The sequence below is a fragment of the Rhodococcus sp. Leaf233 genome (assembly GCF_001426165.1).
GTDB lineage: Bacteria > Actinomycetota > Actinomycetes > Mycobacteriales > Mycobacteriaceae > Rhodococcoides > Rhodococcoides fascians.
Map to the genome: position 1 here is coordinate 913,196 of NZ_LMRO01000001.1, position 25,043 is coordinate 938,238.

General features: G+C 65.7%; 21 protein-coding genes and 1 pseudogene. 7 read left to right on the top strand and 15 right to left on the bottom strand.

What is annotated here, in order from left to right; all coding sequences use genetic code 11:
• The first annotated feature begins 294 nt into the window (after positions 1 to 294).
• A complete protein-coding gene (locus tag ASH04_RS04500; protein WP_027498140.1) occupies positions 295 to 1,620 on the top strand; it encodes a PhoH family protein in 1,326 nt (441 codons plus the stop codon).
• 53 nt (positions 1,621 to 1,673) lie between these two features.
• Here the strand turns inward: ASH04_RS04500 and ASH04_RS04505 are convergent, their stop codons facing one another.
• Both ASH04_RS04505 and ASH04_RS04510 read right to left on the bottom strand, forming a co-directional pair.
• Positions 1,674 to 2,081 (bottom strand): limonene-1,2-epoxide hydrolase family protein, encoded by a 408-nt coding sequence (locus tag ASH04_RS04505; RefSeq protein WP_442971184.1) that lies wholly within the window; start codon positions 2,079 to 2,081, stop codon positions 1,674 to 1,676.
• A pseudogene (locus ASH04_RS04510) lies at positions 2,078 to 3,669 on the bottom strand (serine hydrolase). Before ASH04_RS04510 ends, ASH04_RS04505 begins: the two are co-directional and overlap by 4 nt.
• 129 nt (positions 3,670 to 3,798) lie before the next feature.
• On the opposite strand from ASH04_RS04510, the gene ASH04_RS04515 reads away from it, so the two are divergent.
• Complete coding sequence (locus tag ASH04_RS04515; protein WP_032381336.1) at positions 3,799 to 4,656, top strand: acyl-ACP desaturase; 858 nt, start codon at positions 3,799 to 3,801, stop codon at positions 4,654 to 4,656.
• Positions 4,657 to 4,809: 153 nt separating this feature from the next.
• On the opposite strand, the gene ASH04_RS04520 is transcribed toward ASH04_RS04515, so the two are convergent.
• Together ASH04_RS04520 and glpX are read right to left on the bottom strand one after the other, a co-directional pair.
• Positions 4,810 to 6,213: a class II fumarate hydratase gene (locus ASH04_RS04520; protein ID WP_032369679.1), complete on the bottom strand. Its 1,404-nt coding sequence runs from the start codon at positions 6,211 to 6,213 to the stop codon at positions 4,810 to 4,812.
• Between the two features lie 32 nt (positions 6,214 to 6,245).
• Complete coding sequence (glpX, locus tag ASH04_RS04525; protein ID WP_027498135.1) at positions 6,246 to 7,286, bottom strand: class II fructose-bisphosphatase; 1,041 nt, start codon at positions 7,284 to 7,286, stop codon at positions 6,246 to 6,248.
• 135 nt (positions 7,287 to 7,421) lie between these two features.
• Between glpX and ASH04_RS04530 the strand changes: the two genes are divergently transcribed.
• Positions 7,422 to 7,991: a DUF4245 domain-containing protein gene (locus ASH04_RS04530; RefSeq protein WP_027498134.1), complete on the top strand. Its 570-nt coding sequence runs from the start codon at positions 7,422 to 7,424 to the stop codon at positions 7,989 to 7,991.
• Here ASH04_RS04530 and ASH04_RS04535 read toward each other — a convergent pair.
• From ASH04_RS04535 to ASH04_RS04545, 3 genes are read right to left on the bottom strand one after another with little or no spacing between them, the layout of a single operon-like run.
• Positions 7,988 to 8,212, bottom strand: coding sequence for an exodeoxyribonuclease VII small subunit (locus ASH04_RS04535; RefSeq protein ID WP_027498133.1), 225 nt, complete (start codon positions 8,210 to 8,212; stop codon positions 7,988 to 7,990). The genes ASH04_RS04530 and ASH04_RS04535 overlap by 4 nt on opposite strands.
• A 14-nt stretch (positions 8,213 to 8,226) precedes the next feature.
• Positions 8,227 to 9,489, bottom strand: coding sequence for an exodeoxyribonuclease VII large subunit (gene xseA, locus ASH04_RS04540; protein ID WP_057472808.1), 1,263 nt, complete (start codon positions 9,487 to 9,489; stop codon positions 8,227 to 8,229).
• Entirely contained in the window at positions 9,486 to 10,103 is a 618-nt protein-coding gene (locus tag ASH04_RS04545; RefSeq protein ID WP_057472809.1) for a lipid droplet-associated protein, read from the bottom strand. The genes xseA and ASH04_RS04545 overlap by 4 nt, the downstream gene beginning before the upstream one ends.
• 96 nt (positions 10,104 to 10,199) lie before the next feature.
• Between ASH04_RS04545 and ASH04_RS04550 the strand changes: the two genes are divergently transcribed.
• Positions 10,200 to 11,207 carry a 4-hydroxy-3-methylbut-2-enyl diphosphate reductase gene (locus ASH04_RS04550; RefSeq protein ID WP_027498130.1) on the top strand — a complete coding sequence of 336 codons (1,008 nt, stop codon included), beginning with the start codon at positions 10,200 to 10,202 and terminating at the stop codon, positions 11,205 to 11,207.
• Positions 11,208 to 11,237: 30 nt separating this feature from the next.
• Here the strand turns inward: ASH04_RS04550 and ASH04_RS04555 are convergent, their stop codons facing one another.
• Entirely contained in the window at positions 11,238 to 12,344 is a 1,107-nt protein-coding gene (locus tag ASH04_RS04555; RefSeq protein ID WP_057472810.1) for a DUF6542 domain-containing protein, read from the bottom strand.
• Positions 12,345 to 12,364: 20 nt separating this feature from the next.
• Positions 12,365 to 13,531, bottom strand: a complete 1,167-nt coding sequence (locus ASH04_RS04560; protein ID WP_032375526.1) for a DNA recombination protein RmuC — start codon at positions 13,529 to 13,531, stop codon at positions 12,365 to 12,367.
• A 123-nt stretch (positions 13,532 to 13,654) separates the two neighbouring features.
• Between ASH04_RS04560 and ASH04_RS04565 the strand changes: the two genes are divergently transcribed.
• Entirely contained in the window at positions 13,655 to 14,845 is a 1,191-nt protein-coding gene (locus ASH04_RS04565) for an exonuclease SbcCD subunit D (protein ID WP_057472943.1), read from the top strand.
• A complete protein-coding gene (locus tag ASH04_RS04570) occupies positions 14,842 to 17,862 on the top strand; it encodes an AAA family ATPase (RefSeq protein ID WP_057472811.1) in 3,021 nt (1,006 codons plus the stop codon). The genes ASH04_RS04565 and ASH04_RS04570 overlap by 4 nt, the downstream gene beginning before the upstream one ends.
• 6 nt (positions 17,863 to 17,868) lie before the next feature.
• Here the strand turns inward: ASH04_RS04570 and ASH04_RS04575 are convergent, their stop codons facing one another.
• The 5 genes from ASH04_RS04575 to ASH04_RS04590 all read right to left on the bottom strand — a co-directional run bounded on the left by ASH04_RS04575 (position 17,869) and on the right by ASH04_RS04590 (position 23,695).
• The gene (locus ASH04_RS04575; RefSeq protein WP_057472812.1) at positions 17,869 to 19,107 is read right to left on the bottom strand and encodes an AI-2E family transporter; all 1,239 of its coding nucleotides are present in this window, start codon (positions 19,105 to 19,107) and stop codon (positions 17,869 to 17,871) included.
• A gap of 70 nt (positions 19,108 to 19,177) precedes the next feature.
• Complete coding sequence (locus tag ASH04_RS04580) at positions 19,178 to 19,672, bottom strand: methylated-DNA--[protein]-cysteine S-methyltransferase (RefSeq protein ID WP_057472944.1); 495 nt, start codon at positions 19,670 to 19,672, stop codon at positions 19,178 to 19,180.
• Complete coding sequence (locus ASH04_RS04585; RefSeq protein ID WP_057472813.1) at positions 19,672 to 21,138, bottom strand: AlkA N-terminal domain-containing protein; 1,467 nt, start codon at positions 21,136 to 21,138, stop codon at positions 19,672 to 19,674. The genes ASH04_RS04580 and ASH04_RS04585 overlap by 1 nt, the downstream gene beginning before the upstream one ends.
• Positions 21,139 to 21,250: 112 nt before the next feature.
• Positions 21,251 to 21,421, bottom strand: a complete 171-nt coding sequence (locus ASH04_RS26035) for a YbdD/YjiX family protein (protein WP_072692145.1) — start codon at positions 21,419 to 21,421, stop codon at positions 21,251 to 21,253.
• The gene (locus ASH04_RS04590) at positions 21,422 to 23,695 is read right to left on the bottom strand and encodes a carbon starvation CstA family protein (protein WP_032407451.1); all 2,274 of its coding nucleotides are present in this window, start codon (positions 23,693 to 23,695) and stop codon (positions 21,422 to 21,424) included.
• Between the two features lie 194 nt (positions 23,696 to 23,889).
• On the opposite strand from ASH04_RS04590, the gene ASH04_RS04595 reads away from it, so the two are divergent.
• Positions 23,890 to 24,192: a CD225/dispanin family protein gene (locus ASH04_RS04595; protein ID WP_158514267.1), complete on the top strand. Its 303-nt coding sequence runs from the start codon at positions 23,890 to 23,892 to the stop codon at positions 24,190 to 24,192.
• A gap of 22 nt (positions 24,193 to 24,214) precedes the next feature.
• Here the strand turns inward: ASH04_RS04595 and ASH04_RS04600 are convergent, their stop codons facing one another.
• The gene (locus ASH04_RS04600) at positions 24,215 to 24,985 is read right to left on the bottom strand and encodes an SDR family NAD(P)-dependent oxidoreductase (RefSeq protein WP_032407302.1); all 771 of its coding nucleotides are present in this window, start codon (positions 24,983 to 24,985) and stop codon (positions 24,215 to 24,217) included.
• Between the last annotated feature and the right edge of the window lie 58 nt (positions 24,986 to 25,043).

The window sequence follows — 25,043 nt, forward strand, 5'->3', positions numbered from 1 at the left end:
GATCCGAAGGGGGAGGGCGGTCTCGGCACCGAACGTCCCGCCGACCTGGGGCGAATCGGCCGTAACGCGTTGTTCACCGACACGCCAGACTTCCAGCGAGCCGATACCGGATTTCGGCGGTACCGTCGGCAGTAACAGGCAGCGGGGAAGCTGCCTGTGCGGGAGGTTCTGATACGTGACTGAGCTAGTGAGCGCGAGAGGGCCGGTACCCGGTCCTCGTGTCACCTGACACATCGGACCCGACCGGCCGAGCGACAGAGTTTGCGCGGTGCCGCGCAAACGTAGGAGCCCCACGTGACCACTTCACGCTCCGTTTCCGCCCCTCTTCGGACATTCGTGCTCGATACCTCGGTCCTGCTGTCGGATCCGTGGGCAGTCATCCGGTTCGCCGAGCACAATGTGGTACTTCCGTTGATCGTGATCAGCGAGTTGGAGGGCAAACGCCACCATCACGAACTGGGATGGTTCGCGCGGGAATCCTTGCGCATGCTCGACGACCTTCGCGTAGAATTCGGCCGACTCGATCAGCCGGTCCCCATCGGAACGTCCGGCGGCACACTGCAAGTCGAGCTCAATCACACCGATCCGTCGGTGCTTCCCGTCGGATTCCGTACCGACTCCAACGATTCTCGAATCCTCGCCTGCGCCCTGAATCTGGCGGCCGAGGGCAAAGATGTGGTGTTGGTCAGCAAAGATATCCCGCTGCGCGTCAAGGCCGGTGCTGTCGGGCTTCCCGCCGACGAGTACCACGCTCACGACGTCGTGCCGTCCGGTTGGACCGGTATGACCGAGCTCGAGGTGCCCTCCGATGCCGTGGACACCCTGTTCAACGACGGTGTCATCGATCTCGTCGAGGCCCGAGACTTGCCGTGTCACACCGGAGTTCGACTGCTTGCCGGACGGCAGAGTGCACTGGGACGCGTCACGCCCGACAAGCAGCTGCAGCTCGTGCGCGGCGAGCGTGAGGCGTTCGGCCTGCACGGTCGTTCGGCGGAACAGCGTGTGGCGCTCGATCTTCTGCTCGACGAGAGCATCGGCATCGTCTCGCTCGGCGGCAAGGCCGGCACCGGTAAGTCCGCACTGGCTCTCACTGCCGGACTCGAGGCCGTCCTCGAACGTCGCTCACATCGGAAAGTTGTTGTCTTCCGGCCTCTATACGCCGTCGGTGGGCAGGAACTCGGCTACCTCCCCGGCAGTGAGAGTGAGAAGATGGGCCCGTGGGGCCAGGCTGTCTTCGACACCCTCGAAGGACTCGCGAGCCCCGAGGTGATGGAAGAAGTCATCGCCCGCGGAATGCTGGAAGTGTTGCCGCTGACGCACATTCGTGGCCGATCGCTCCACGATTCGTTCGTGATCGTCGACGAGGCGCAGTCACTCGAGCGCAATGTGCTGCTCACGGTCCTGTCCCGACTGGGGTCGGGCTCACGTGTCGTGCTCACCCACGACGTCGCGCAACGAGACAACCTGCGGGTCGGACGACACGACGGCGTCGCTGCCGTCATCGAAAAGCTCAAGGGGCACCCGCTTTTCGCGCACATCACCCTCACTCGCAGTGAACGTTCACCGATCGCTGCACTGGTGACCGAAATGCTCGAGGAATTCGGTCCGTCAGGGGCCTGACGCCCCTCGTGAGTGGAACTTCGTAGCCTGCTACGAAGTTCCACTCACATGGGTCACCGGCCGAGTGCAGCCCGTAGTACTGCTCGCACAACACCTCTCAGGAAATCGACGTTGTCGAAATAGTCGCGCCACACAGCTACTCTGCCGTCGCGCAGCTCGAATGTTCCGCACACCCAGAACTCGACGCGGAGCCGACGCCAGATCAGGACGTCGGTGCGCTCGGTGAGTACGACATCTCCGTCGGCCGCGATGTTGTGCACGACGACGTCGAAGCCGTAACCCGGCTTGGCCAGCAGCGTCAGAAATCTGCCGACGTTCGAGGTTCCGCGTACCTTCGGAAGCCCGACGTTGTGCCACACGATTTTCTCGTCGAGAAGCGTCAGCGCGCGATCGGTCTCGCGAAGCCTCAACGCGTCGAACAGGTTTTGCACGATATCGGTTGCTTGTCGGGTATCAGTCACTTGGTGAACCGTCCTAATCCATCGCCGTCGAAGAACTCGAGTGTGACCGTGTTCCCCTCGAATGTCGCCTGAGAAATCGTTCCGTCCGGTGCGTTCTCACCGGTCGGCTCGAACGCGAAGGTATCACCGTCCCAGTGCGACAACTCGTAGGAAGTCGAGTTCGGTCCGAGGGTCAACACCAGCCTCCCGTCGACCTCCGCGACGGTCGCCGGCCCCCAGTAGGTGTTCTGGTACACCCCGGTGTACGACGTGAGCGGTTGTGGCGCAGCGGCATTCGGCGGAGCGGTCTTCCCCGCGAGCTCGCCCTCCGGCTCGCTCATACCGGCGAAAGCATTCTTGTACAGCGTTCGCCAGTCCTCGCGTACCTCGCCGAACTGCACGAGGTCGGCGAATTCGGCCGTGACCGTTTCTGCGATGCCGAGTGGCGCGGCGTTGGTCAGTACGACGATGGCGACGTCGAGCGACGGGATCCAGAGAAAGTTCGTGCCCGCCCCGAGCGCGAACGCACCGGAATGGCTGACGGTCGTGCGGCCGGCTGCACTGGTGGAGACGTTGAATCCGTACCCGTAGTAGCCCGCGCGCGAATCCGCCGTCGTCGACGGGCTCGAGACGATCTGCGCGCTGTTGGCAGGAAGGAGGGCGTCGGGATCGACGATCTGCTTCCCGTCGTGGGTGCCGTCGGCGATGAGCATCGTCAGCCACCTGGCGAGATCGTTCACCGAGGAGCTGACGCCACCGGCCGGCGTCTGCGGATCGGGTTCGCGTTGGTATCGGGCCTGATACTCGCCGTCCACGAGGACGTGAGGTACCGCTCGGTCGGCGCGGCCGATGTAGTCGGAGTACGACGAGCTGGTCGAGGTCATGCCGAGCGGACCGTAGATCGTGTCCTCGCTGAGGGTGTCCCAGTCCTTGCCCGAGGCGGCAGCGACGGCCTCGGCCGCGGCTGTGATCCCGAAGTTGGTGTAGTAATACGTGGAACGGAACGGATCGAGGGGCACCTCCCGAAGGCGCTCGAGGATCTGTCTCCGGTCGTAGCCGAGGTCTTCGAGTAGATCGCCCTCGTGCTCTGGGAGTCCGCTTCGATGCGCGTAGAAGTCGCCGACCGTGATGTTCTGAGTCACCCACGGATCGTCCAGCGCAAACCACGGCAGCTCGGAGACCACCGGCGTCGACCAGTCGATCACACCCGCTCCCACCTGTGACGCGACCACCGTCGCACCCACCGACTTGGACAGCGAGGCCAGCTGGAACACGGTGCGCCGTCGATCGGGTCGTCCTTGCCCATTTCGCGAACGCCGAAGCCTTTCGAGTAGACGACGTCGGAACCGTGCACGACGGCAATGGCCATACCCGGAATGTTCGACGACGCCATCAGTTCGTCGGCGATACCGTCGAGCTTGCCGACCGCATCGTCGACGCGACCGGCCGGAACGTCGACGCCGGCAACCTGGCCGGGCGACAGATCCTCGGTCGGCACCGGCTCGGACGCCGGTGGACTGTCTGCGGTGGGTGCGTCTTCGGAGCACCCTGCCAACAGAACCAGAGGGCACACGACAGAAAGACACAGAAAATTTCGACCCGACCGCATCATGAGGAGTCCTCACGTCGATGATTGGATGCACCTGAGGATAGACCCGCAACGACCTGGCGTTAGGAGAATTCACAGAGGTCAGGGGCGCGACGTCGGACGCTCGGCGGCAGGCGCTACGGTTACCGCATGTCTACGAACCTGTCCGACGGTGATCTGCTGGTCCGTTTGGAGCCCGCGGTCGAAGAGAATCTACGACGCCATATCGAGGCAGCGAGTGATTGGCACCCCCATGAGCTCGCGCCGTTCGACGACGGCAAGAACTTCGCGTTCCTCGGCGGCGAGGATTGGTCGCCCGAGCAGTCGCACCTGAGCGACGTCGAAATTCTGTCCGCCACGGTGGGCGTATTGGTGGCCGACAACCTCCCCGCCTACCACCGGGAACTGGCCCACGCCCTCACCGGCCTCGGTGCCTGGTGGAAGTGGACGGGCCGCTGGACGTCGGAAGAGAACCGACAGTCGATCGTGCTGCGCAACTTCCTGGTGCTCACCCGCGCTGTCGATCCGGTCGCCCTCGAGCGAGTGCGGATGGAACACATGACCCTCGGATTCGACGCGCCCAGCCAGCGGCTGCTCGACATCCTGGCGCACTTCGCAATCGAAGAAGCTGCCGCCGCCCTGCGTAACCGCAACACCATCGCTTTGGGCAAGGATCCGGTGCTGGCCACCATCCTCGGCAGAATCGCCGACGACGACGAGCTGCAGTCGGCATTCTTCGCCAGCATCCTCGACGAGGCATTCGCTGTCGTACCCGATCAGGCTGCTCGCGCAGTGGCCGACCGTATCAACGGCTTCAAGATCCCCGAGATCGAGCTTCCGGACCGCGGCAGCAGCATCGCCGCCCTCGCCGAAGCCGGCATCTACGACGCCGACCAGGAACGCGACAAGGTGTTCAAGCCGTTGCTCGCAGGCTGGAAGATCTTCGACCGCACCGATCTGGGCGAGGACGGCCTGAAGGCACGCGAAGAACTCGCGCACCTGGCCTGAGGTTTCGGCCCCTTTCGAAAGCGACCCGCCCCCGGTCGGATCAATGCGACTTTGTTGCAGTCTGAGTGACTGAAACCCACATTGATCCAACCGGGGGCGGGCGCGTTCAAGGGTGCAGTGGGTCCTGCGGGTCCTGCGGATAGAGCAGCGAAACTAGTCCTTGACCTTCGCCATGGCCAGGACGTCGAGGCGCTTGTCCAGTTCTGCTTCGCTGAGCTTGTCGCCGATCAGTCCGCGGTCGATGACGGTCTGACGGATCGTCTTCTTTTCCTTCAATGCCTGCTTGGCGACTGCGGCCGCTTCCTCGTAGCCGATTGCGGAGTTCAGCGGCGTCACGATGGACGGCGAGGACTCGGCGAGGGTCTTGAGGTGCTCGACGTTGGCTTCGAGGCCGACGACGCACTTGTCGGCGAACAGCACCGAGACGTTGGCGAGCAACTTGAAGGATTCGAGAACGTTGCGGGCCATCATCGGGATGTAGACGTTGAGCTCGAAGGCACCCGATGCGCCGCCGAAGGCCACTGCCGCGTCGTTACCGATGACCTGCGCGGCGACCTGCGTGACAGCCTCGGGCAGAACGGGATTCACCTTGCCGGGCATGATCGAGCTGCCGGGCTGCAGGTCGGGGAGTGCGATCTCGCCGAGTCCGGTGAGCGGTCCCGATCCCATCCAGCGAATGTCGTTGGCGATCTTGGTCAGTGACACTGCGATGGTGCGCAGTGCACCGGATGCCTCGACCAGTCCGTCGCGAGCGGCCTGCGCCTCGAACGAATCCTTGGCGGCGGTGAGGGCGTCGATGCCCGTCGACTTCACCAGAGCAGCAACGACTTTCGGGCCGAAGCCGTCGGGTGCGTTGAGGCCGGTGCCGACGGCGGTGCCGCCGATGGGCAGTTCACCCAGACGCGGCAGGGTGGCTTCGACGCGCTCGATGCCGGCCTCGATCTGCCGGGCGTAGCCGCCGAATTCCTGACCGAGAGTGACGGGGACAGCATCCATCAGGTGGGTGCGACCGGACTTGACGACGTGCTTCCACTCGGTGGCCTTGGTCACCAGAGCCTCGTGCAGGTGCCGCAGCGCGGGCACCAGGGAGGTGACGGCTGCTTCGGTGGCGGCGACGTGCGTGGCCGTCGGGAACGTGTCGTTGGACGACTGCGACATGTTCACGTGGTCGTTGGGGTGCACCTCGACGCCGTTGGCCTTGGCGATCGACGCGATGACCTCGTTGGCGTTCATGTTGGAGCTGGTGCCCGAGCCGGTCTGGAAGACGTCGATCGGGAACTGATCGTCGTGCTTGCCCTCGGCGATTTCGTTGGCTGCCGCGATGATCGCGTCGGCCAATGTGCCGTCGAGCAGACCGAGATCCTTGTTGACCTGCGCGCAGGCTGCCTTGAGCAGGCCCATCGCGCGGATCTGGGTGCGCTCGAGCGGGCGGCCCGAGATGGGGAAGTTCTCCACCGCACGCTGCGTCTGGGCGCGCCAGAGCGCGTCGATGGGGACGCGAACCTCTCCCATGGTGTCGTGTTCGATCCGGAACTGCTGTTCGTCTGTCTGCGTCATGAGCCTTACTTTGCCAGTCGTGGTTTCGGGGATCAGAAGGACGGTGCCTGGCCGGATTCGTCGGCGTCGAAGTCCACCGAGGAGTACTCGCGCAGCTTCTCGAGGCGGTGGTAGGCGTCGATCATGCGCACGGTGCCGGACTTGGAGCGCATGACGATGGACTGGGTGTGTGCTCCGCCGCCCGCGTAGCGGACGCCGCGCAGCAGGTCGCCGTCGGTGACGCCGGTGGCGGTGAAGAAGACGTTCTCACCCGAGACGAGGTCCTTGGTGTCGAGGACGCGATCGAGGTCGTGGCCGGCGTCGATGGCCTTCTGCTTCTCGGTGTCGTCCGTGGGTGCCAGACGGCCCAGGATCGCGCCGTCCATGCAGCGCATCGCGGCGGCCGCGATGATGCCCTCGGGCGTTCCGCCGGTGCCGATGAGCATGTCGGTGCCGGAGTCGGGACGAGCGGCGGCGATGGCGCCGGCGACGTCACCGTCGGAGATCAACCGGATGCGTGATCCGGCGTCGCGCACCTGCTGGATCAGTTCGGCATGCCGGGGGCGATCGAGGATGCACACCGTCACGTCGGAGGCGGAACCCTTCTTGATCTTGGCGATGCGGGCGATGTTCTCGGCGACGGGGACGGTGATGTCGATGACGTCGGCGTAATCGGGTCCGACGGCGATCTTCTCCATGTAGAACACGGCCGAGGGGTCGAACATCGCGCCGCGTTCGGCGACTGCGAGTACCGAGATGGCGTTGGGCATGCCCTTGGCCATCAGGGTGGTTCCGTCGACGGGGTCGACGGCGAAGTCCACCTCGGGTCCGTTTCCGTTGCCGACCTGCTCGCCGTTGTAGAGCATCGGCGCTTCGTCCTTCTCGCCTTCGCCGATGACGACGACGCCGCGCATGGAGACCGAGCTGACCAACTGACGCATCGCGTCGACGGCTGCTCCGTCGCCACCTTCCTTGTCGCCCCGACCGACCCAGCGACCCGAGGCGAGCGCACCGGCCTCGGTGACGCGGACGAGTTCGAGTGCGAGGTTGCGATCTGGCGCCATGGCGCGAGTGGACTCGGTGCTGGCCGTCATCGGTTTGTAGCCTCCTGGTTGGTGGGGTGTTACCCAGGCAGGATTATCTCACTTCTGTGATGCCCGCGGTGGGGTCGGGTCGACTGTGAGGTACGCGCCGACCGAGCACTGCCGCACAGAGGGGATACTGGAGATGTGGCAAACAGCAAACCTCGGATTCTCAACAACAACCGCGACATGGTCTGGTCGCTGATTCCGCTGGTCATTGCGTGTTTGTTGATCGCAGGCGTGGCCAGTCAGTGCTCGTTGAGCCCGGGTGGACCCAAGCAGGGACCCATTCCCAACTTCGACGTGAACTCGGCACTGCAGTACGACGCGGCCGAAATCGGTTTCCCGGTGCGCAATCCGGTCGTTCCCGAGGAATGGACGCCCAATTCGGGCAGCCGCGCGACCATTTCCGGTGACAGCGGTGGAGCGGCGTCGACTGTCGGATACATCACCGGATCGGGTGCGTACCTGCAACTGACTCAGACGGCCGCGTCCGAGGAACTGGTGGTGCCGTTCGTGGCCGGGGAGACGGTGTACGCGTCGGGCGCGCAGAACGTCTCGGGTCGAGACTGGGTCGTGTACGGCGAGGAAGGCTCGCGCACCTACTGGGTCTCGGACTTCGGCGACGTGCGAATCCTGTTGGGCGGCACGGCGAACACCGAGGAATTCACCACTCTCGCGGCTGCGGTCGAGGCCACCGAACCGCTCGCGCCCTAGCTGTCGTTCTCGGTGCTCGCCAGCGCGGTCTCGATGCGCTTGCGTGCGCCCGCCAGTTGTTCTTCGCAGCGCGTCGCCAGTTGTTCGCCGCGCTCCCACAGGGCCAGGGAAGCGTCGAGGTCGAGCCCGCCCTGCTCGAGGATCTTCACCACGCCGACCAGCTCGTCGCGGGCTTCCTCGTAGCCCAGTTCGGACACCGGCTTGTCTTCGTTCTCGCTCATCGAATCTCCCTCTGTCATTTCACTCGGCCCATTACTGCGGCGGTGACGGCACCGTCGGCCACCCGCACCCTGATCTGTGTGCCCGGCGGAGCGTCCTCGACCGAACGCAATACCTCGGGATCGGCACCCGGCACCACCCGCTGTACGACGGCATAGCCCCGGGCAAGTGTGGCAGCAGGCCCCAGCGTCGACAGTCTCGCCCGCAGATGTTCGACGAGCGTGTCCTGGGTGGTCAGCTCGCGCTGCACGTCGCGGCGAGCTGCCTCGGCGAGTCGCCGAACTTCCTCGCGACGCTGTTCGAGGGCCGCCAATGGATCGGCCAACACGGGTCGATGCCGCAGCATCTCCAGCCCGCGCGCCTCCCGTTCCACCCAATTGCGGAGCGCTGCAGCGCTTCTGGCCTTCAGCTCCGCGACCAACGCTTGTTCGGCGATGGCGTCGGGCACCACGAGCTTGGCGGCATCGGTGGGGGTGGCGGCGCGCAGGTCGGCGACGTGATCGCTGAGGGGACTGTCGGGTTCGTGTCCGATGGCGCTGACGATCGGCGTCGTCGCCCGTGAGATGGCTCGGCACAGTGCCTCGTCGGAGAACGGCAACAGGTCCTCGACGCTACCGCCGCCGCGGGCGAGAACGATGACGTCGACGCGCGGGTCGTCGTTCAGATCCTTCAACGCGTCCAGGATTGCCGGCACCGCTTGTGGACCCTGAACCGGAGTGTTCCGTACCTCGAATCGCACTGCGGGCCAACGCCTCTGCGCGACGGTGAGGACGTCCTTCTCGGCTGCGCTGGCGCGAGCGGTGATGAGCCCGATGGTGCCGGGCAGGAACGGCAGCGGACGCTTGAGTCGCGGGTCGAACAGTCCTTCGGCCGCCAGCAGAGCCCGGAGCCGTTCGATGCGGGCCAGTAGTTCGCCGACACCCACAGCGCGAATATCGGTGGCGCGCAGCGAAATGGTGCCGCGGCCGGTAAAGAACGACAGCTTGCCGTAGAGGATGACGCGCGCGCCTTCGGTCAGCGGAACGGGCGAACGATCCAGCAGCTGCGGCGAGCAGGTCACCGACAACGACATGTCCGCCGACGGATCACGCAGAGTCAGAAATGCCGTGCGCGTGCCAGGGCGGGCGTTGATCTGCGTCAGCTGACCCTCGACCCAGATGCTGCCGAGTTTGTCGATCCACCCGGCGACCTTCATCGCGACGGTGCGCACCGGCCATGGTTGTTCGGCGGTGCTCGCACCGGATGGGGCGGGGCCGGACTGAGTGGGGGGAGTGCTCACTTCGCCTTGGCGGTGGTGATTCGGTTGGCGAGCATGGTCTGGAACGGTGCGCGAGCCGACGTCGCGTTCTCGTAGTCGAGCAGGGTTTCCAGATCCTCGATGGACAGCGTGCGCAGCCGTGCGCGCAACTGAGCCAGGGCAAGGGTGTCGAAGTCGATCATCTCGACGATTTCGGGCTTCGTCGCAGCTGCTGCGGGCTTCGCCGACGTGTCCTGCACCGGTTCGTCCAGCGGAGGCGTCGAGTACAGAGCAAATCGTCCGTTCGCGGCGATGGGCTCGGCCACCGGTGCGTCGGGAACATCGACGTCATCGGTGACTGCTGCGGAGTCGAACCTCGACGTGGCCGGGAACGCGTCGTCCTCGTCCTCGTCGAAACTCGCCCACGACGGCTGCTCCTCGCGCGGAGTTCCGATCACCGGCAGAGCCGAAATGACCAGATCGCCCTTGATGGCGAGGGCTGTCACCTGCTGCTGCAGCCGCATGCCGCGCGCCAACGCCTCGCTGACGACGGTCATCGGCAACATCAACGCGGAACCGGGAAGCTTGCGGGCCTCTTCCACGACGGTCACGGCGACGCCTGCAGCCACCCGCGCCGCAAAGGGGAGTCGAGTCATGCACACCAGACTGCCCGAAGTCGTCGTCTTTGGGTAGCCGACAGGCCAGGGCCTGCGGAATGACCCGGTTGCTGCGATACACGTATCCTGGGAGGTATGTCTTCGGCCGTTCCTTTGAATCTTGGTATCGCACACTCCGCCGGCTCGCACACGACCGCGCATGCCGGGGGTAAGCGAGTGCTTCTCGCCGAGCCGCGCGGCTACTGCGCGGGCGTGGATCGCGCCGTCGAGACCGTCGAGAAGGCACTCGAACAGCACGGTGCGCCGGTGTACGTGCGCAAGGAGATCGTGCACAACAAGCACGTGGTCGAGACGCTGTCCGATCGCGGTGCGGTGTTCGTCGAGGAGACCGACGAGGTGCCCGAGGGTTCGCTGCTGGTGTTCTCGGCGCACGGTGTCTCGCCTGCGGTGCACACTTCTGCCGCCGAGCGGAACCTGCGGACGATCGACGCGACCTGCCCGCTGGTGACCAAGGTGCACCAGGAAGCCAAGCGGTTCGCCCGAGACGACTACGACATTCTGCTCATCGGCCACGAGGGCCACGAGGAGGTCGAGGGCACCGCAGGTGAGGCGCCCGAGCACATCCAGCTCGTGGACGGCCCGGAGTCGGTGGACAGCGTCACGGTGCGCGACGAGAACAAGGTGATCTGGCTTTCGCAGACCACGCTGAGCGTCGACGAGACCATGATGACGGTCGCGAAGCTGCGGGAGCGCTTCCCGACCTTGCAGGATCCGCCGAGCGACGACATCTGCTACGCCACGCAGAACCGTCAGGTCGCGGTGAAGGCGATGGCACCGGAGTGCGATCTGGTGATCGTCGTCGGCTCGAAGAACTCGTCGAACTCGGTGCGCCTGGTCGAGGTCGCCCTCGGTGCCGGCGCACGGGCCAGCTACCTGGTGGACTACGCGAAAGAGATTGACCTGGCGTGGCTCGACGGTGTCGAGACCATCGGCATCACGTCGGGAGCGTCCGTGCCGGAGATCCTGGTTCAGGGCGTCATCGACCTGTTCGCCGAGCACGGATACGCGGACGTGCAGCCCGTCACCACCGCGAACGAGACCCTGGTCTTCTCCTTGCCCCGCGAGCTGCGCCCCGCACGCTGACCGGTCCATGACCGGCCGGTGTCGGTGGGGTCAGTCGTCGGCGTGGCGGTCGCGGTACCGAACCTGCGGCACCGGATGCGGAGGAATGTCGTCACGGCGCACGTTCGGCGGCGCGTCGTTCACAACCGGTTCGACTGTGTGCCGAGCGCTGCTGGAGTACGGATCGACGGCGTCCCGCGGCGGCTGAACCCGAGGTGAACGCTCCCGGCGAGGTTCCGTCGAATACGGTGTCTCGGACGGCTTGGGCCGCGATGGGCGCGCTACGCCGGGTGGGGGCGTGCGATCCTGCGGGTACTGGGCGTGGGAGCGGGAGGGCCGCTGGTACTCGGGCTGCGGACTCGCCTGGCGTGCGTATCCGGGCGTCGCCCCGGGGGGTGTTGCCGACCTTCGTGGCGCGGCACCGGAGTCGGTTGCGGCGCGAGAGGTTCCTCGACGGCCCACGTACGGCTCGGGCACGATGTCGGTGGCCTCGACCGCGGACACGTCGTCACGGTCCGCCGCAGCTCGACGGCTACGAGCGCGTGACGGACGGTCTTCCTGCGCTCGCCGCTGTGCCCGGGTGAGTGTGTCGTCCTCGGAGGTCGGGCTCCGGCGAGCGGAGTCTCCGGCCTTGGTGCTTCGACGAGGGGCGTCTTCCGATTTCGTGCGACGCCGAGCGGTGTCGGCGGTCTTCGTGCTGCGTCGAACTGCGGGCGCGTGCGTGTTCTGCCGCTTCAGCACGATGCGTACGGCGCCGAGGCCGACGGCCACGAGGGTGCCGAGCAGCATCAATGGAAAACGGTTGACCAGCGGAATCGCCACGTTCAGGATGATGTCCTTGAGGCTGGTGCCCGCGTTGTCGGTGAAGTACTGGTACGACAGCGGCACTGCCACGAACAGAATCAACGGGGCTTGGACCATCGCGGTGAACAGTCCGCGGTAGCGGACCAGCAATACCGCTGCGATGCAGCCGAGGATGTAGAGGAACGCGAACGCACCGGTCAGCTCGGTTCCACGCGCGGCGTCGATGAGAAATCCGAGAAAGGTCAGCCCTGCGGCGATCGCAACGGCACCCCACGCTGGTACGCCGGGCAGGGTCGCGAGGATGGATCGGTGATCCAGCGGTACCCCGGATCGGGCACGTTGGGAGGTAGACACCCCTCGAGGTTAGCCGTAGTTCAGCCCACTGCATCGCTGACATGACCGAAGTCGTGCCGGTAGCGGGACGAATCGGACAGCTTGGGACGCTCGTCCACGCGTGCGATCTCCACCGGTTCGGCGTCGAACAGCTCGAGCTCGTGCAGCTTGCGTGCGGTGACACCCACCCTGCTGTCGACCGACCCGACGGTGGAGTTGAAGGACTCCACGGCCTTGCCGAGGTGGGCTCCGAGCTTGTCGAGATGTGTCGAGACGATTCCGATGCGGCCGTACAGTTCGCGGCCCAGCTGGTGGATCCGCGCCGCGTCCTCGGCGATCGACTCCTGCTTCCAGGTGTACGCGACGGTGCGCAGCAGAGCGACCAGAGTGGTCGGGGTGGCAAGAATCACGTTCCGACCGAAGGCGTACTCCAGCAGGCTCGTATCCGACGTCAACGCAGCGTCGAGAAACGGGTCGCCGGGAACGAACAGGACGACGAACTCCGGCGTCGGCTCGAACGCCTCCCAGTAGGCCTTGTCGGCCAGTTGATCGATGTGGGTGCGCAACTGCTTGGCGTGGCGGCGCAGATGTTTGTCGCGAGCACCGGGTTCTTCGTCCTGCGCGGCGTCGAGGTAGGCCGCGAACGGCACCTTGGCGTCGACGACGATCTGCCGATCGCCGGCGAGGCGAACGATCATGTCGGGTCGAAAGCCGTCCTTGCTCACCTGAGTGTCGAAGTCGCAGTGCTTGACCATTCCGGCGAGTTCGACGACCCGTTCGAGCTGGATCTCGCCCCACCGACCTCGGATCTGCGGTGCGCGCAGTGCGGTGACCAGTTGTCCGGTCTGCATGGAGAGCTGCATCGACGCGCGATGCATTCCGGTGACCTGTTCCGACAGCCCCGCGTACGCCCTGATGCGGTGGTGCTCGACTTCTCGCACGTGCTCGGCCAGGGCGTCGACGGCGTCGTGCAGTGGCTCCACCAGATGGGACACCTGTTGGCCGATGACAGTCGAATTGCGCCGCGCGGAATCCTCGTTCACCGCGCTCAGCGACTGGCGAAGCAGCGCCTCGTTCTGGCGTAGAGCCGCCAGCTGTGCCTCCGCTCGTACGGCCCGATCACCCACCCGAGAGGCATGCAACAGCCACCCCACCACGCCGCCGATGGCGAGGGCGACGAGCAGGCCGAGCGCGGTGAGAATGTTCATGGTGCCGATGATGCAGCACGCCACCGACAAGTTCGGGCGAGACGAGCTGTGGGTCGATGCTCACGCCCGACAGGCCGACGAGCCTCGAATAGTTTGTCGGTGGTTGCCGATAGCGTCGTCGACATGAGAATCCTGCACACCTCGGACTGGCACATAGGTCGCACCTTTCACGGTGTCGACCTGTTGGCCGATCAGGGCGCAGTGCTCGAGTCCATCGCGGAACTGGTTGCCGCACAGTCGATCGACGTGGTAGTCGTCCCGGGTGACATCTACGACCGCGCCGTGCCGAGCGCGGATGCCGTAGTGGTCTGCAATCGCGGACTCGAAGCGATCAGAGCCGCCGGAGCCGTCATCGTCGCGACGTCGGGTAACCACGATTCGCCCGCTCGGTTGGGTGCCGGAGCTGCGTTCGCCTCGGCCGGTGGACTGCATCTGATGACCAAGGTCGGCAACGTCGCAACCCCGGTGGTCGTCGACGACGAGCACGGATCGGTTGCGTTCTACGGCATTCCGTACCTCGAGCCCGAGACCACCCGAGTCGAACTCGACGTTCCGGCGGCACGGACGCACGCCGAGGTGCTCGATGCTGCCATGGACCTGGTGCGCGCCGACCTCGCAGCGAGAGACGAAGCAGGGCAACATGTTCGGTCCGTCGTCCTCGCGCATGCGTTCATCGTCGGCGGCGAAGCGACAGGTTCGGAGCGATCGATTTCGTCCGGGGGAATCGAAACCGCACCGGCATCGGCATTCGACGGCGTCGACTACGTGGCCCTGGGTCATCTGCATTCTCCGCAGACACTCACCGAGCGGGTCCGCTACTCCGGCTCCCCGTTGCCCTACTCGTTCGGCGAACGCTCGCACCGTAAGGCCGTGTGGATTCTCGAACTCGACGCCGACGGGCTCGGCAGCGTCGATCGAGTGGACTTACCGGTGGTTCGCGGTCTCGCCCGCATCGAGGGCACGGTCGAGGAATTGACCACTCACGCAGCCTTTTCCGAATACGAGGACCACTACGTCTCGGCGGTGCTGACCGACGAGGTACGTCCCATCGATGCAATGCGGTTGCTGCAACAGCGTTTTCGGCACGCGATCCATCTCGAGTGGCGTCGACCCGAAGACGACGGGGGGCTTCGGTATCGCGATCGTGTCCGCGGCCGCAGCGACCTCGAGATTGCGACGTCGTTCCTGACGGACATGCGTAGCGCGCCCACCGCAGCCGAGTCCGCACTCTTCGAGCGCGCACTTGCTTCCGTGCAGCGCGAGGCCGAATCCACGCGCACACCGGCGAGCACCGTCGACCGCGGCGCTGCATGAGGCTGCACTCACTCGAGATCACCGCCTTCGGCCCCTTCGCGGGAACGGAGACGGTCGATTTCGACGCGCTGGGAGCCGACGGGTTGTTTCTGTTGCACGGCCAGACCGGAGCCGGGAAGACGACAGTGCTCGACGCCGTTGCCTTTGCGCTCTACGGCACCGTTCCCGGAGCGCGGCGGGAGGGCAAGAGGCTGCTGTCCGACCACGCCGCGACAGGTGCCGTCCCGCAGGTGACCCTCGAAGCAACGCTCGGTGGGCGACGAATCAGGATCGTGCGCAGTCCGGAGTTTCTGCGCCCCAAGCTCAGGACTGCAGGCACCACCAAGCAGCATGCCAAGGCGAGTCTCACGTGGCTCGATGGGCGTGGGCAGAACCTGACGCGGCTCAACGAGATCGGCGACGCGGTCAACGGGTTGCTCGGAATGAGTGCCGATCAGTTCTTTCAAGTGGTGTTGTTGCCGCAGGGCGAGTTCGCGAAGTTTCTGCGAGCAGACAGCGACGAGCGAGGAAACCTACTCGAAAGACTTTTCGACACAGGCAGATTCGGCGACGTGGAGGAATGGTTCGCTGAGCGGCGTCGAGAATTGGCCGCCGGTCTTGCCGACGCCGACCAGGCCATCGACATCATGCTGGGCAGAGTGTCCCAGGCCGCGGGCGTACCCGAGCCGTCCACCGACGACGCCGCGCCCGGTGAGCAGGCCCAGGATCCGCTCGAATGGGCGGCACGAGTTCTGGACGGTGCACGGCAGAACAGAACTCTCGCTCAGGGTCGTGCGGTGCTGGTCGACGCGGCGGCCGGGCGTGCGTCCGCCGCGCTGGCCGAGGCCACCAGCGCCCTGGACCTGCAGCGCCGACGCGCCATCGCCGAAGAGCAACTCGCGCAGTACCGGGACGGCGAAGCCGCCCGAGCAGCGCGACGCTCGGAACTGGCCGACTCTGCTGCTGCGGGTCCCATCGCCGACGCTGTCGCCGATCTTCGCCTTGCCGCCACCACCGCAGATGCGGCCACCACAGCGCTGACCGCCGCGGAACAGGCACTGCCGACGTCCGCAGAGGGCAGGCGCTTCCACGACGCACTGCAGTGGCCGCCGCTACGAACCGATCCGGCCGACGAGCGAGCAGTGGTTGCCGAGTTCGTGCGAGCATGGACCACCGATGTCGCACGGCTGCAGTCGCTGCTCGGAACAGCCCGTGAGGCCGACCGGCTGGACGCCGAGCTCGCAGAACAGCGCGCACAGCGTGCCGAGACCGTTGCTGCCATCGAACGCACGGCGACGAAACAGGCGACACTTCCCGAGACCCTCGCCGCTGTGGAAGCGCGGGTGGCGCGCGCAGCTGCGGCCGCTGCCGAGCTTCCGGGACTGGACGAGCGGTGCGCCCGCGCTCAGGCGGCCGCCGAGTCGGCCCTCGAATTGGTGCGGACCCGAGCTGTTCTCGTCGAGGCAGAACGCGTCAGGGACCGTGCTGCAACCGCGCGCAACAGCGCCTGGGAGCATTTGCTCGAGCTGCGCGAACGCCGCATCGACGGCATGGCCGCAGAGCTGGCTGCTCGCCTCGAGCCCGGTGCGCCGTGTGTCGTCTGCGGGTCGGCCGAGCATCCGAATCCGGCAGCTGCCGCCACGTCGACGGTCACGAAAGCGCAGGAGGACAAGGCCGCTGCCGCGGAGCGAAAATGCGCTGCCGAGCTGGAACGGTCGATCGCGGCCGTCGCCGACGCCAGTCGTGCGGTCGATCTGCTGCACGACCGGACGGGCGGAGCCTCCGCCGCGGAGCTTGCTCACACCCTCGATGCGGCGACGACTGCCGTCCGAGACGCCCGAGCGAGGGCCGCCGACCTCGACCCGGCGACAACCGAGCTGCGCCGGCTGCGCGCCGAGTCGGATGCGCTGGCGGTCACGCTGCAGGATCTCGTCGCCAGGCGCAGCGCGCTCGACGAACGCATCGCAGCCACCGAGCGATCGGTGGCGCAGATGCGAGCGTCGGTAGCCGAGGAAATTGCCGAAGGCACATCGTTGACCGAGCGAATTGCCCAGTGCGAGAAGCTGATCGACGGTGCCCGCCGACTGCAGGAAGCACGAATCGCCTGGCTCGACGCCAGCGAGCAGCATGCCGCGCTGCGTGGCGAACTGGATCGACGGGTATCGGCATCGAACTTCGATTCCGTCGATGCAGCAGCAGATGCCGTTCTCACCAAGGACCGCGTCGAGCAGATCGAGACCGAGCTTCGTCTGGCAGAGGAGCGTCGCGCACACGCCGAACACGTGCTGCTCGAACCCGGCATCGTCGCCCAGAGCGGGCAACCGCCGATCGACCTGGATCCGCTGCGTGCCCGGTTCGCCGAATTGGACGGCGAGGCGAAGGTTGCCGCGGGGGAGGTGGCCGAGTGTCGCCGACGCGCGGACGAGCTAGAGCGGTTGGTCGCCGAACTGTTCGTCGCGGCTGCGGCCATCGCGCCGCAACGCGCCGAGTTCGACGAGCTCGCCAACCTGGCGGATGTGGTCGCCGGGCGTGGGCAGAATGCACGCAAGATGTCGCTGCGGTCCTACGTGCTTGCGTCCCGTCTCGAGGACGTCGCCGAGTCGGCATCGGCACGCTTGCGTCGGATGTCCTCGGGTCGATACGAATTCGTGCACTCCGACGAGGCCGGCCTTCGCGGAAAGCGGGGTGGACTCGGTCTCGACATCCGCGACGACTACACCGGTGTGGTGCGTTCGGCCAAGACGCTCTCGGGCGGCGAGGCGTTTCTGGCGTCGCTCTCGCTCGCGCTGGGTCTCGCCGATGTCGTGGCCGCCGAATCCGGCGGGGTCGTTCTCGACACCATGTTCATCGACGAGGGGTTCGGCACTCTGGATGCGGACACGCTGGAATCGGTGATGGCCGTGCTCGACGAATTACGTGCGGGCGGCCGCGTCGTCGGAGTCGTCAGTCACGTCGACGAAATGCGTCAGCGCATTCCGAGCCGCCTCTACGTCAAGCGTGGACGCGCGGGCTCGACACTGCAGGTCGTTGCGTCCTGATCGGAGCTACTTCTTCTCCGTCGTAGCCTTCTCGTCCTCGTCCTCGTCCTCGTCCTCGTCCTTGAGGCCGGCCTGTTCGTCGGTCAGTCCCTCGGGTGCGGGGATCTGATCCTCGAGCTCGTCCTGATCGGGCTCGTTCGATCGCTCGTCGATCTGTTCGGAGACGTAGCGAATCAGCACAGCAGCCACCGCCGCGGCGGGAACGGCGAGGAACGCGCCGATGATCCCGAACAGCGAGCTGCCTCCGGTGACGGCCAGCAGCACGATCGCTGGATGCAGATTCATGCTGCGGCTCTGCAGGATCGGCTGCAGCACGTTGCCTTCGAGCTGCTGCACCGCGAGGATGATCGCGAGCACGATCAACGCGGTCGTCAGACCGTTGGCCACCAATGCGACGAGCACAGCGAGAGCGCCCGCGACGAACGCACCGACGATGGGGATGAAGCCACCGAGGAACGTCAGGGTGGCGAGCACCAATGCCAGCGGGACACCGAGGATCACCAATCCGAGCCCGATGAAGAACGCGTCGATGAAGCTGACGATGGCCTGGGTCCGGATGAAACCGCCCAGCGTCACCCACATGCGGGAGAGGACTTCGCCGAGGTGGCGTCCCGCGCGGCCGCCGGAGAATCCGTGCAGCCACGGCAGGAACTTCGGGCCGTCCTTGACGAAGAAGAACGACAGCACGAGCACCAGGGCAAGGGTCACGAGGATGGAACCGGCTGCCGAGACGCCGCTGAACACGCCGGTCGCGATGACGTCGCCGCTGTCTTGCAGCCGCGAGACGATGGCCGATACCGCATTGTCGATCTGATCGTCGCCGATGTTGAGCGGAGGTCCCTTGAGCCAGTCCTGCACCTGACCGATGCCGCCCGACGCCTGATCGACCAACTCGGGAGCCTGCTCGGCCACCGACGGAATGATCAGAGTGATGACCCCGCCGATCACGACGAAGAACACCACGAGCGACACTGACGATGCCAGCGCAGGCGGAAAACCAAGGCGCATCATCAATTTCGCAGGTGGCCACAGAACCGTGGCCACGATCACCGCGAGTAGAACCGGTAGCAGAATCACCCAGAGATGACCGATCAGCCAACCGAACACCCACGCGCCGGCCGCGATGGAGATCAGGATGAGCGACCATTTCGCCAGCCAGAGGCCACCGGTTCCGATGAGGTCCCCGCGATCTCGTCCGGACTTCGCGGGCTTCGCAGTACTGCCGGGAACTGCCGATTCGGTCACGGTGGGTCCTCACATTCGGCGGGTGGCGGTTCGTGAAGAACCTTAACGTCCCACTCCGACGCGGTGTCGGTCAGAGCGCCTCGTGGGCCAACAGCCACTTCTTCGTCGGCAGTCCCCAACGGAATCCGCCGACTGCACCGCCGATCCGAACCACTCGGTGGCACGGTACGAACAGGGCGGCGGCATTGCGCGCGCACGCCGACGCGGCACCGCGAATCGCCGTCGGCCGTCCCGACAGTTCCGCGAACGCGGAGTACGTCACCGGCGCTCCGGGTTCGACAGTGCGCAGCACGTCCCAGGCGTGCATCAGGAATTCGCCCGATCGTTGTGCGACGTCGATGTCGTCGATGCGGTCGACGTCGCCGCGGTGGTAGGAGTCGACAGCTGCGGTGACGGCACCGAGGTCGGCCGCCGAGCGGACATCGGTGGGTCGCAACGTCGGATGGATCAACACTCGGAGTTCCTCGACGTCGGCGGTCCAGCCCGACGCCAGCACACGCTGATCGGCGTCGACGATGGTGGTGAACGGACCGATAGGGGTGTCCTGCGTTGCGGAGGTGGTCATCATGCCTGCCTTCTTTCCAGTGCGGTGATCCACAGGTGCATCGAGACGTACGAACGCCACGGTGCCCAGCGTTGGGAGTTCTTCAAAGAAATGTCCAGCGCCTGCGCGCCTTGGCGGACAACGAGATCGGTGTCGAGCAGAACGTCTGGGTCGCCCAGCAGTCGCATGACGACATAGCGGGCCGTCCACGGCCCGATTCCTTTGAGCGCGAGCAGTTCTCGTTCCAGATCGGGACCCTCCCGCGCGGGGTGCAATGTCACCGTTCCCGACGCGATGGCGTCGGCGACGCGGATGACGGTCTGGACCCGAGCCGCCGGGCCGGTGAGGACCTCGTGGCCGCGTTCGGCGATGACGGCAGCGTCGGGGAACAGCCGTCCGACTCGTCCGTCGCCGAAATCCAGTGGTGCCCCGAGCGCGTCGACGAGCCTGGCGGTGTGGGTGGCCGCTGCCTTCAGCGAGATCTGTTGCCCGATGACGGTGCGCAGCAACATCTCCGCCCCGTCGACGACCCCGAGGGCCCTGATGCCCGGATGGGCCTCGACGCTCGGCGCGAGCTGGGGGTCGGCGCGTAGGGCTTCGTCGACGGCAAGCGGATCGGCGTCGAGATCGAGCAGGTGTCGAATCCTGGCCACGGCCGGAGCGAGATCGCGCATGTCCTGCAGAGTCAGTGCGGCGCTGACGAATCCGTCCAGGATGCGCAGTGCCACCAGTCCGGCAGCGTGCGGTAACTGCAGTGAACGCACGTATTCGCCGTCGTCGGAAAACGATTCGATGCCCTCGACCACATGGCCTCGCAGGAACCACTCGACCCAGCCGCGGTCCAGCGGCGGGCGGTAGGGCAGTCGCAACGTGACGGTGCCACCCGCAGTAGGTACGGCCGAGCGGTGCGCTTCTCGCCGCAGGGTCGTCGGATCGACGGCGAAGACCTCTTTGACGGTGTCGTTGAACTGGCGGACGCTCGAGAAGCCGGCGGCGAAGGCAATGTCGGCCATCGACATGTCGGTGGTCTGGATCAACGTGCGGGCGGTATGCGCGCGATGGGCGCGAGCCAACGCGAGCGGCCCGGCACCCACTTCTGCCGTCAGAACGCGAGTCAGTTGGCGGCTCGAGTAGCCGAGGGTGCTGGCGAGGCCGTCGACGCCCCCGCGCTCGACGGCTCCGTCGGAGATCAGCCGCATCGCACGAGAACTGAGATCCGAGTGGATGTTCCATCGTGGGGAACCGGGGGTGGCGTCGGGCTGGCAACGGCGGCAGGCGCGGTAGCCGGATTGTTGGGCCGCTGCTGCCGTGGCCAAAAACGAGACGTTGCCGGGCTTGGGGGTGCGCGCCGGGCAGGAAGGTCGACAGTAGATGCCGGTGGTGGAGACGGCGGTGAAGAACTGGCCGTCGAACCGCGCGTCACGCGAGGAGACCGCGCGATAACACCGATCGAAGTCCAGTTCTTGCACCTGCCGTTCGCTGCTCATGCTCCTACTGTGTCAGCGCGATCCCGCCAGTGCTAGCGGAAATCGGACGCGGCTGCGGTCGTGCGCGTTTTGCGTACCTGGAGGGGCGCAAAACGCGCACGACGGCGAAGCCCTAACAGCAGCGAGCTCCCGGATTTCGGTCCGCCTCCGCGTGCCGGTCTTTCCAGTACTGCCGCACGGTCGGTGGCTCCTGGCCCGGGTGGTGCCGGGCCAGATGCGCGACGTAGCGGTCGTAATCGTGATCACCCATCACCGAGGTAATCCACCACCACAGCCCGCGCATCTAGTGCGCCGACCCGGGGCGTCGGACGGTGCCCGCATCGATCAGTTCGTCCCACTCGGCCTGGATCTGCTTCTCGGCGGGGGTGAGGACGAATCCGGCAGGACCGAAGATCTTCGATGGCACCTCCGGCTCCTCGTTGTCCGGCAGATCAGCTCCGCGAACGGCTCTGACGCACACGATGACTCCGGCGATGACGACGACCAGGACGAGTACCGCGAAGATGATCGAGAGGGTGCCCTGGATGAACGTGTTGCGAATGACCGCGTCGATGGCCTCGGGGGTCTTTGCGCTGCCGAAGCTGCTCAGGCCCTGCTCCTTTGCGTCACGGAACTGCGAATGCTGCGTCCAGTAACCGATGGCCGGGGTGGAGGAGAAGATCTTCTGGTACGAGGCCGTCATCGTGACGATGAGGTCCCAGGCGAGCGGAATGCCAGGGATCCAGGCCCATTTGTAGAGACCTCGTTTGACGACGATCACCATGACCACCGTCAGGGCGATGGCGGCGAGCAACTGATTGGCAATACCGAACAGCGGGAACAGGGTGTTGATGCCGCCGAGGGGGTCGGTGACTCCCATGAGAAGGATTGCGCCCCAGGCTGCGACGACGATCAGCGAGCAGATCCATGCACCGGGACGCCACGACGGGTCCTTGAACTTCTTGGCCGAGGCTCCGGGCAGGTTGCCGATGCTGTCGGAGAGCATGAAGCGTGCGACGCGGGTGCCGGCATCGACCGTGGTGAGGATGAACAGTGCCTCGAACATGATCGCGAAGTGGTACCAGAACGACTTGAGCGATTCGCCGCCGAACACCTGATGCAGAACCTCGGACATGCCGAACGCGAGGGTCGGTGCGCCGCCGGTGCGAGAGATGATCGATTCCTCGCCCACATCGGTTGCCGCCTGACTCAATTCGGCCGCCGAGATGTCTCCGCCGCTCAATCCCAACCCGTTGACGTACGTCGCCGCAGTCTCCGGGGTGCCGCCGGTCAGAGTGGCCGGAGCGTTGAGTGCAAAGTAGATGTGCTGATCGAGAACACATGCGGTGATCAGAGCCATGATGGCGACGAACGACTCGGTGAGCATGCCGCCGTAGCCGATCATGCGCATCTGCTTTTCCTTCTCGAGCAACTTCGGCGTGGTGCCGGAGGAGATCAGAGCGTGGAAACCCGAGAGCGCACCGCAGGCGATGGTGATGAACAGGAACGGGAACAGTGATCCTGCGAATGCCGGTCCGTTGCCTTCGGTGGCGAAGGTGGTCATGGCGGGCATCTGAATCTCGGGGCGGGCGATGAGAATTCCGACGGCCAACAGGGCGATGGTGCCGACCTTCATGAACGTCGAAAGATAGTCACGCGGTGCGAGCAGCAACCACACCGGCAGGATGCAGGCGAGCAGGCCGTAGCCGATGAGCAGCCAGGCGACCGTCACCTTGGACAGGGTGAACCAGTCTGTGCCCCATTCGGTTTCGGCGACCCAGCCGCCGGCGACGATAGCGAGCAGCAGCAGCACGACGCCGATGAGCGAGACCTCGGTGACGTTTCCCGGCCGCAGGTAGCGCAGATACACACCCATGAACAGGGCGATGGGGATGGTCAGCGCGATGGAGAAGACGCCCCACGGACTTTCGGCGAGCGCGTTGACGACGACGAGAGCAAGAACCGCGATCAGGATGATCATGATGACGAACACCGCGATCAGCGCGGCGGTTCCGCCGACTACTCCGAGTTCGTCACGGGCCATCTGGCCGAGGCTGCGGCCGTTGCGGCGCGTCGAGATCCACAGCACCAGGAAATCCTGGACGGCTCCGGCGAACACGACGCCGATGATGATCCACATGGTGCCGGGCAGGTAGCCCATCTGGGCCGCCAGAACCGGTCCGACGAGGGGGCCCGCTCCCGCGATCGCGGCGAAGTGATGGCCGAACAACACCCGACGGTCCGTCGGCATGTAGTCCTTGCCGTTCTCCAAGATCTCGGCGGGCGTGGCTCGGTCGTCGCGAGGAAAGACGATCTTGCGTTCGATCAGTCTGGCGTAGAAGCGAAACGCGAAGATGTAGGTACACACCGCGGCGATGACGAACCAGACTGCGTTGGGATTCTCGCCGCGGACGATGGCGATGATCGTCCAGGCGACGCCGCCGAGCAGGCCGATCACGACGAGCATCAGACGCTTGATCGGCGTCATGGGATGGGAATCGACGACTCCGACAGGTGGTAGGTCGGGGTCTGTCTTCAGCAATTCGACGTGTGGATCGTCGGCCGCTTTCAGTGACATGTGTGGGGTCTCCATGGTCGCAGGTGTGACTGCGATCACCCTATGCGTGACGCACTTGCACGTCCTCGAATCGACACTTCGCGGTGCGCCCGGCGGTCACTCGTGTGCGCCGAGTGGCGGCGGCCTGGAACCGGATGGTGCTGGGCTGCGTCGTACCGGGTGTCATCACTTCATTCATTCGGGGGGAACACCACATGTCGGGACCGTACGAGCAAACTCATCAGCAGAACTTTCCCGCGGCGCAGCCCTTTGCGCCGGTGCTGCCGGCGTCGAACGCAGGGTGGGCAGTGGTGGCAGTCATCTTCTTCTGGCCACTGGCCATCCCCGCGTTCAATCATGCGTTGAAAGTCCATCCACTGTGGTCGATGGGTGATGTCCAGGGCGCGCAGTACTCGTCGCAGCGCGCGGCGTTCTTCGGCAAGCTGTCCCTCATCATCTTCGGCGTCTTCATCGTTCTCTACCTGGCGTTCATCGGCTTGGTCGTTTCGAACATGTGACGGGTCGACGGCGGTGTGCTGATCACCCGCGGGTGACCGAAATTCCGCCGTCGACGTAGAGCGTGGTTCCGTGCACCATCGCGGCATCGTCCGAGACCAGGAACAGCACACCGTCGGCAATGTTCTGCGGCGACAGCACTGTGCCTGCCGGGGTTCCGGCCGTCATGGCGTCGAGTACCTGGCGTGCATCCTCGTTGCCCGGGGTCAGAGTGGCTCCGGGCGCGAGGGCGTTCACTCGCACACCGTGTGAGCCGAACTCAGCGGCCCAACTGCGAGTGAGCTGCTCGTCGGCGGCTTTGGTGGCGGAGTACATCGCAGCGAACGGACTGCCCATCGTGGCCATCCACGACCCGATGTTCACGATGACTCCGCTGCCGCGCTCGGCCATGGCCGGTGCGAGCTCACCGACGAGCACGTGCGGTGCTCGGACGTTGACGGCGAGCATGGCGTCGAGCTGGTCGTCCGGAAGATCGGCTGTCGCGGTGGCCGGATAGATACCGGCGTTGTTGACGAGAATGTCGACGCGGCCGCCGAGGGCGTCGGTAGTGCGGGCGGCGAACTCGCGAAGTTCGTCGTAGCTGCCGGAGAGATCGACGTCGACGAATGCCGCTGTGCCGCGGGCTTCCGAGATGCGGGCCGCCAGGGCTTTGCCGCGCTCGGCGTCGCGGCCGCTGACGACCACCGATGCCCCGTGGGCGGCGAGGGTGAGCGCGATGGCAGCACCGATCCCACTGGTCGATCCGGTGACGACGGCGGTGCGTCCATGGAGTTGTGTGGAACTGGAAGATGTCATGACGCCATGTCTACGGTCGCGGAATCGGGCGGACCAGGCGTCGTTCGACCTAGGTCTG

Excerpts from the sequence above, each read along its gene's own strand:
- ASH04_RS04570 (WP_057472811.1), top strand. The coding sequence starts at position 14,842 with ATGAGGCTGCACTCACTCGAGATCACCGCCTTCGGCCCCTTCGCGGGA.
- ASH04_RS04580 (WP_057472944.1), bottom strand. The coding sequence starts at position 19,672 with ATGACCACCTCCGCAACGCAGGACACCCCTATCGGTCCGTTCACCACC.
- ASH04_RS04520 (WP_032369679.1), bottom strand. The coding sequence starts at position 6,213 with ATGACGCAGACAGACGAACAGCAGTTCCGGATCGAACACGACACCATG.
- ASH04_RS04535 (WP_027498133.1), bottom strand. The coding sequence starts at position 8,212 with ATGAGCGAGAACGAAGACAAGCCGGTGTCCGAACTGGGCTACGAGGAA.
- glpX (WP_027498135.1), bottom strand. The coding sequence starts at position 7,286 with ATGACGGCCAGCACCGAGTCCACTCGCGCCATGGCGCCAGATCGCAAC.
- ASH04_RS04560 (WP_032375526.1), bottom strand. The coding sequence starts at position 13,531 with ATGAACATTCTCACCGCGCTCGGCCTGCTCGTCGCCCTCGCCATCGGC.
- ASH04_RS04515 (WP_032381336.1), top strand. The coding sequence starts at position 3,799 with ATGTCTACGAACCTGTCCGACGGTGATCTGCTGGTCCGTTTGGAGCCC.
- ASH04_RS04585 (WP_057472813.1), bottom strand. The coding sequence starts at position 21,138 with ATGAGCAGCGAACGGCAGGTGCAAGAACTGGACTTCGATCGGTGTTAT.
- ASH04_RS04600 (WP_032407302.1), bottom strand. The coding sequence starts at position 24,985 with ATGACATCTTCCAGTTCCACACAACTCCATGGACGCACCGCCGTCGTC.
- ASH04_RS04545 (WP_057472809.1), bottom strand. The coding sequence starts at position 10,103 with ATGACTCGACTCCCCTTTGCGGCGCGGGTGGCTGCAGGCGTCGCCGTG.
- ASH04_RS04595 (WP_158514267.1), top strand. The coding sequence starts at position 23,890 with ATGTCGGGACCGTACGAGCAAACTCATCAGCAGAACTTTCCCGCGGCG.
- ASH04_RS04590 (WP_032407451.1), bottom strand. The coding sequence starts at position 23,695 with ATGTCACTGAAAGCGGCCGACGATCCACACGTCGAATTGCTGAAGACA.
- ASH04_RS04565 (WP_057472943.1), top strand. The coding sequence starts at position 13,655 with ATGAGAATCCTGCACACCTCGGACTGGCACATAGGTCGCACCTTTCAC.
- ASH04_RS26035 (WP_072692145.1), bottom strand. The coding sequence starts at position 21,421 with ATGCGCGGGCTGTGGTGGTGGATTACCTCGGTGATGGGTGATCACGAT.
- ASH04_RS04550 (WP_027498130.1), top strand. The coding sequence starts at position 10,200 with ATGTCTTCGGCCGTTCCTTTGAATCTTGGTATCGCACACTCCGCCGGC.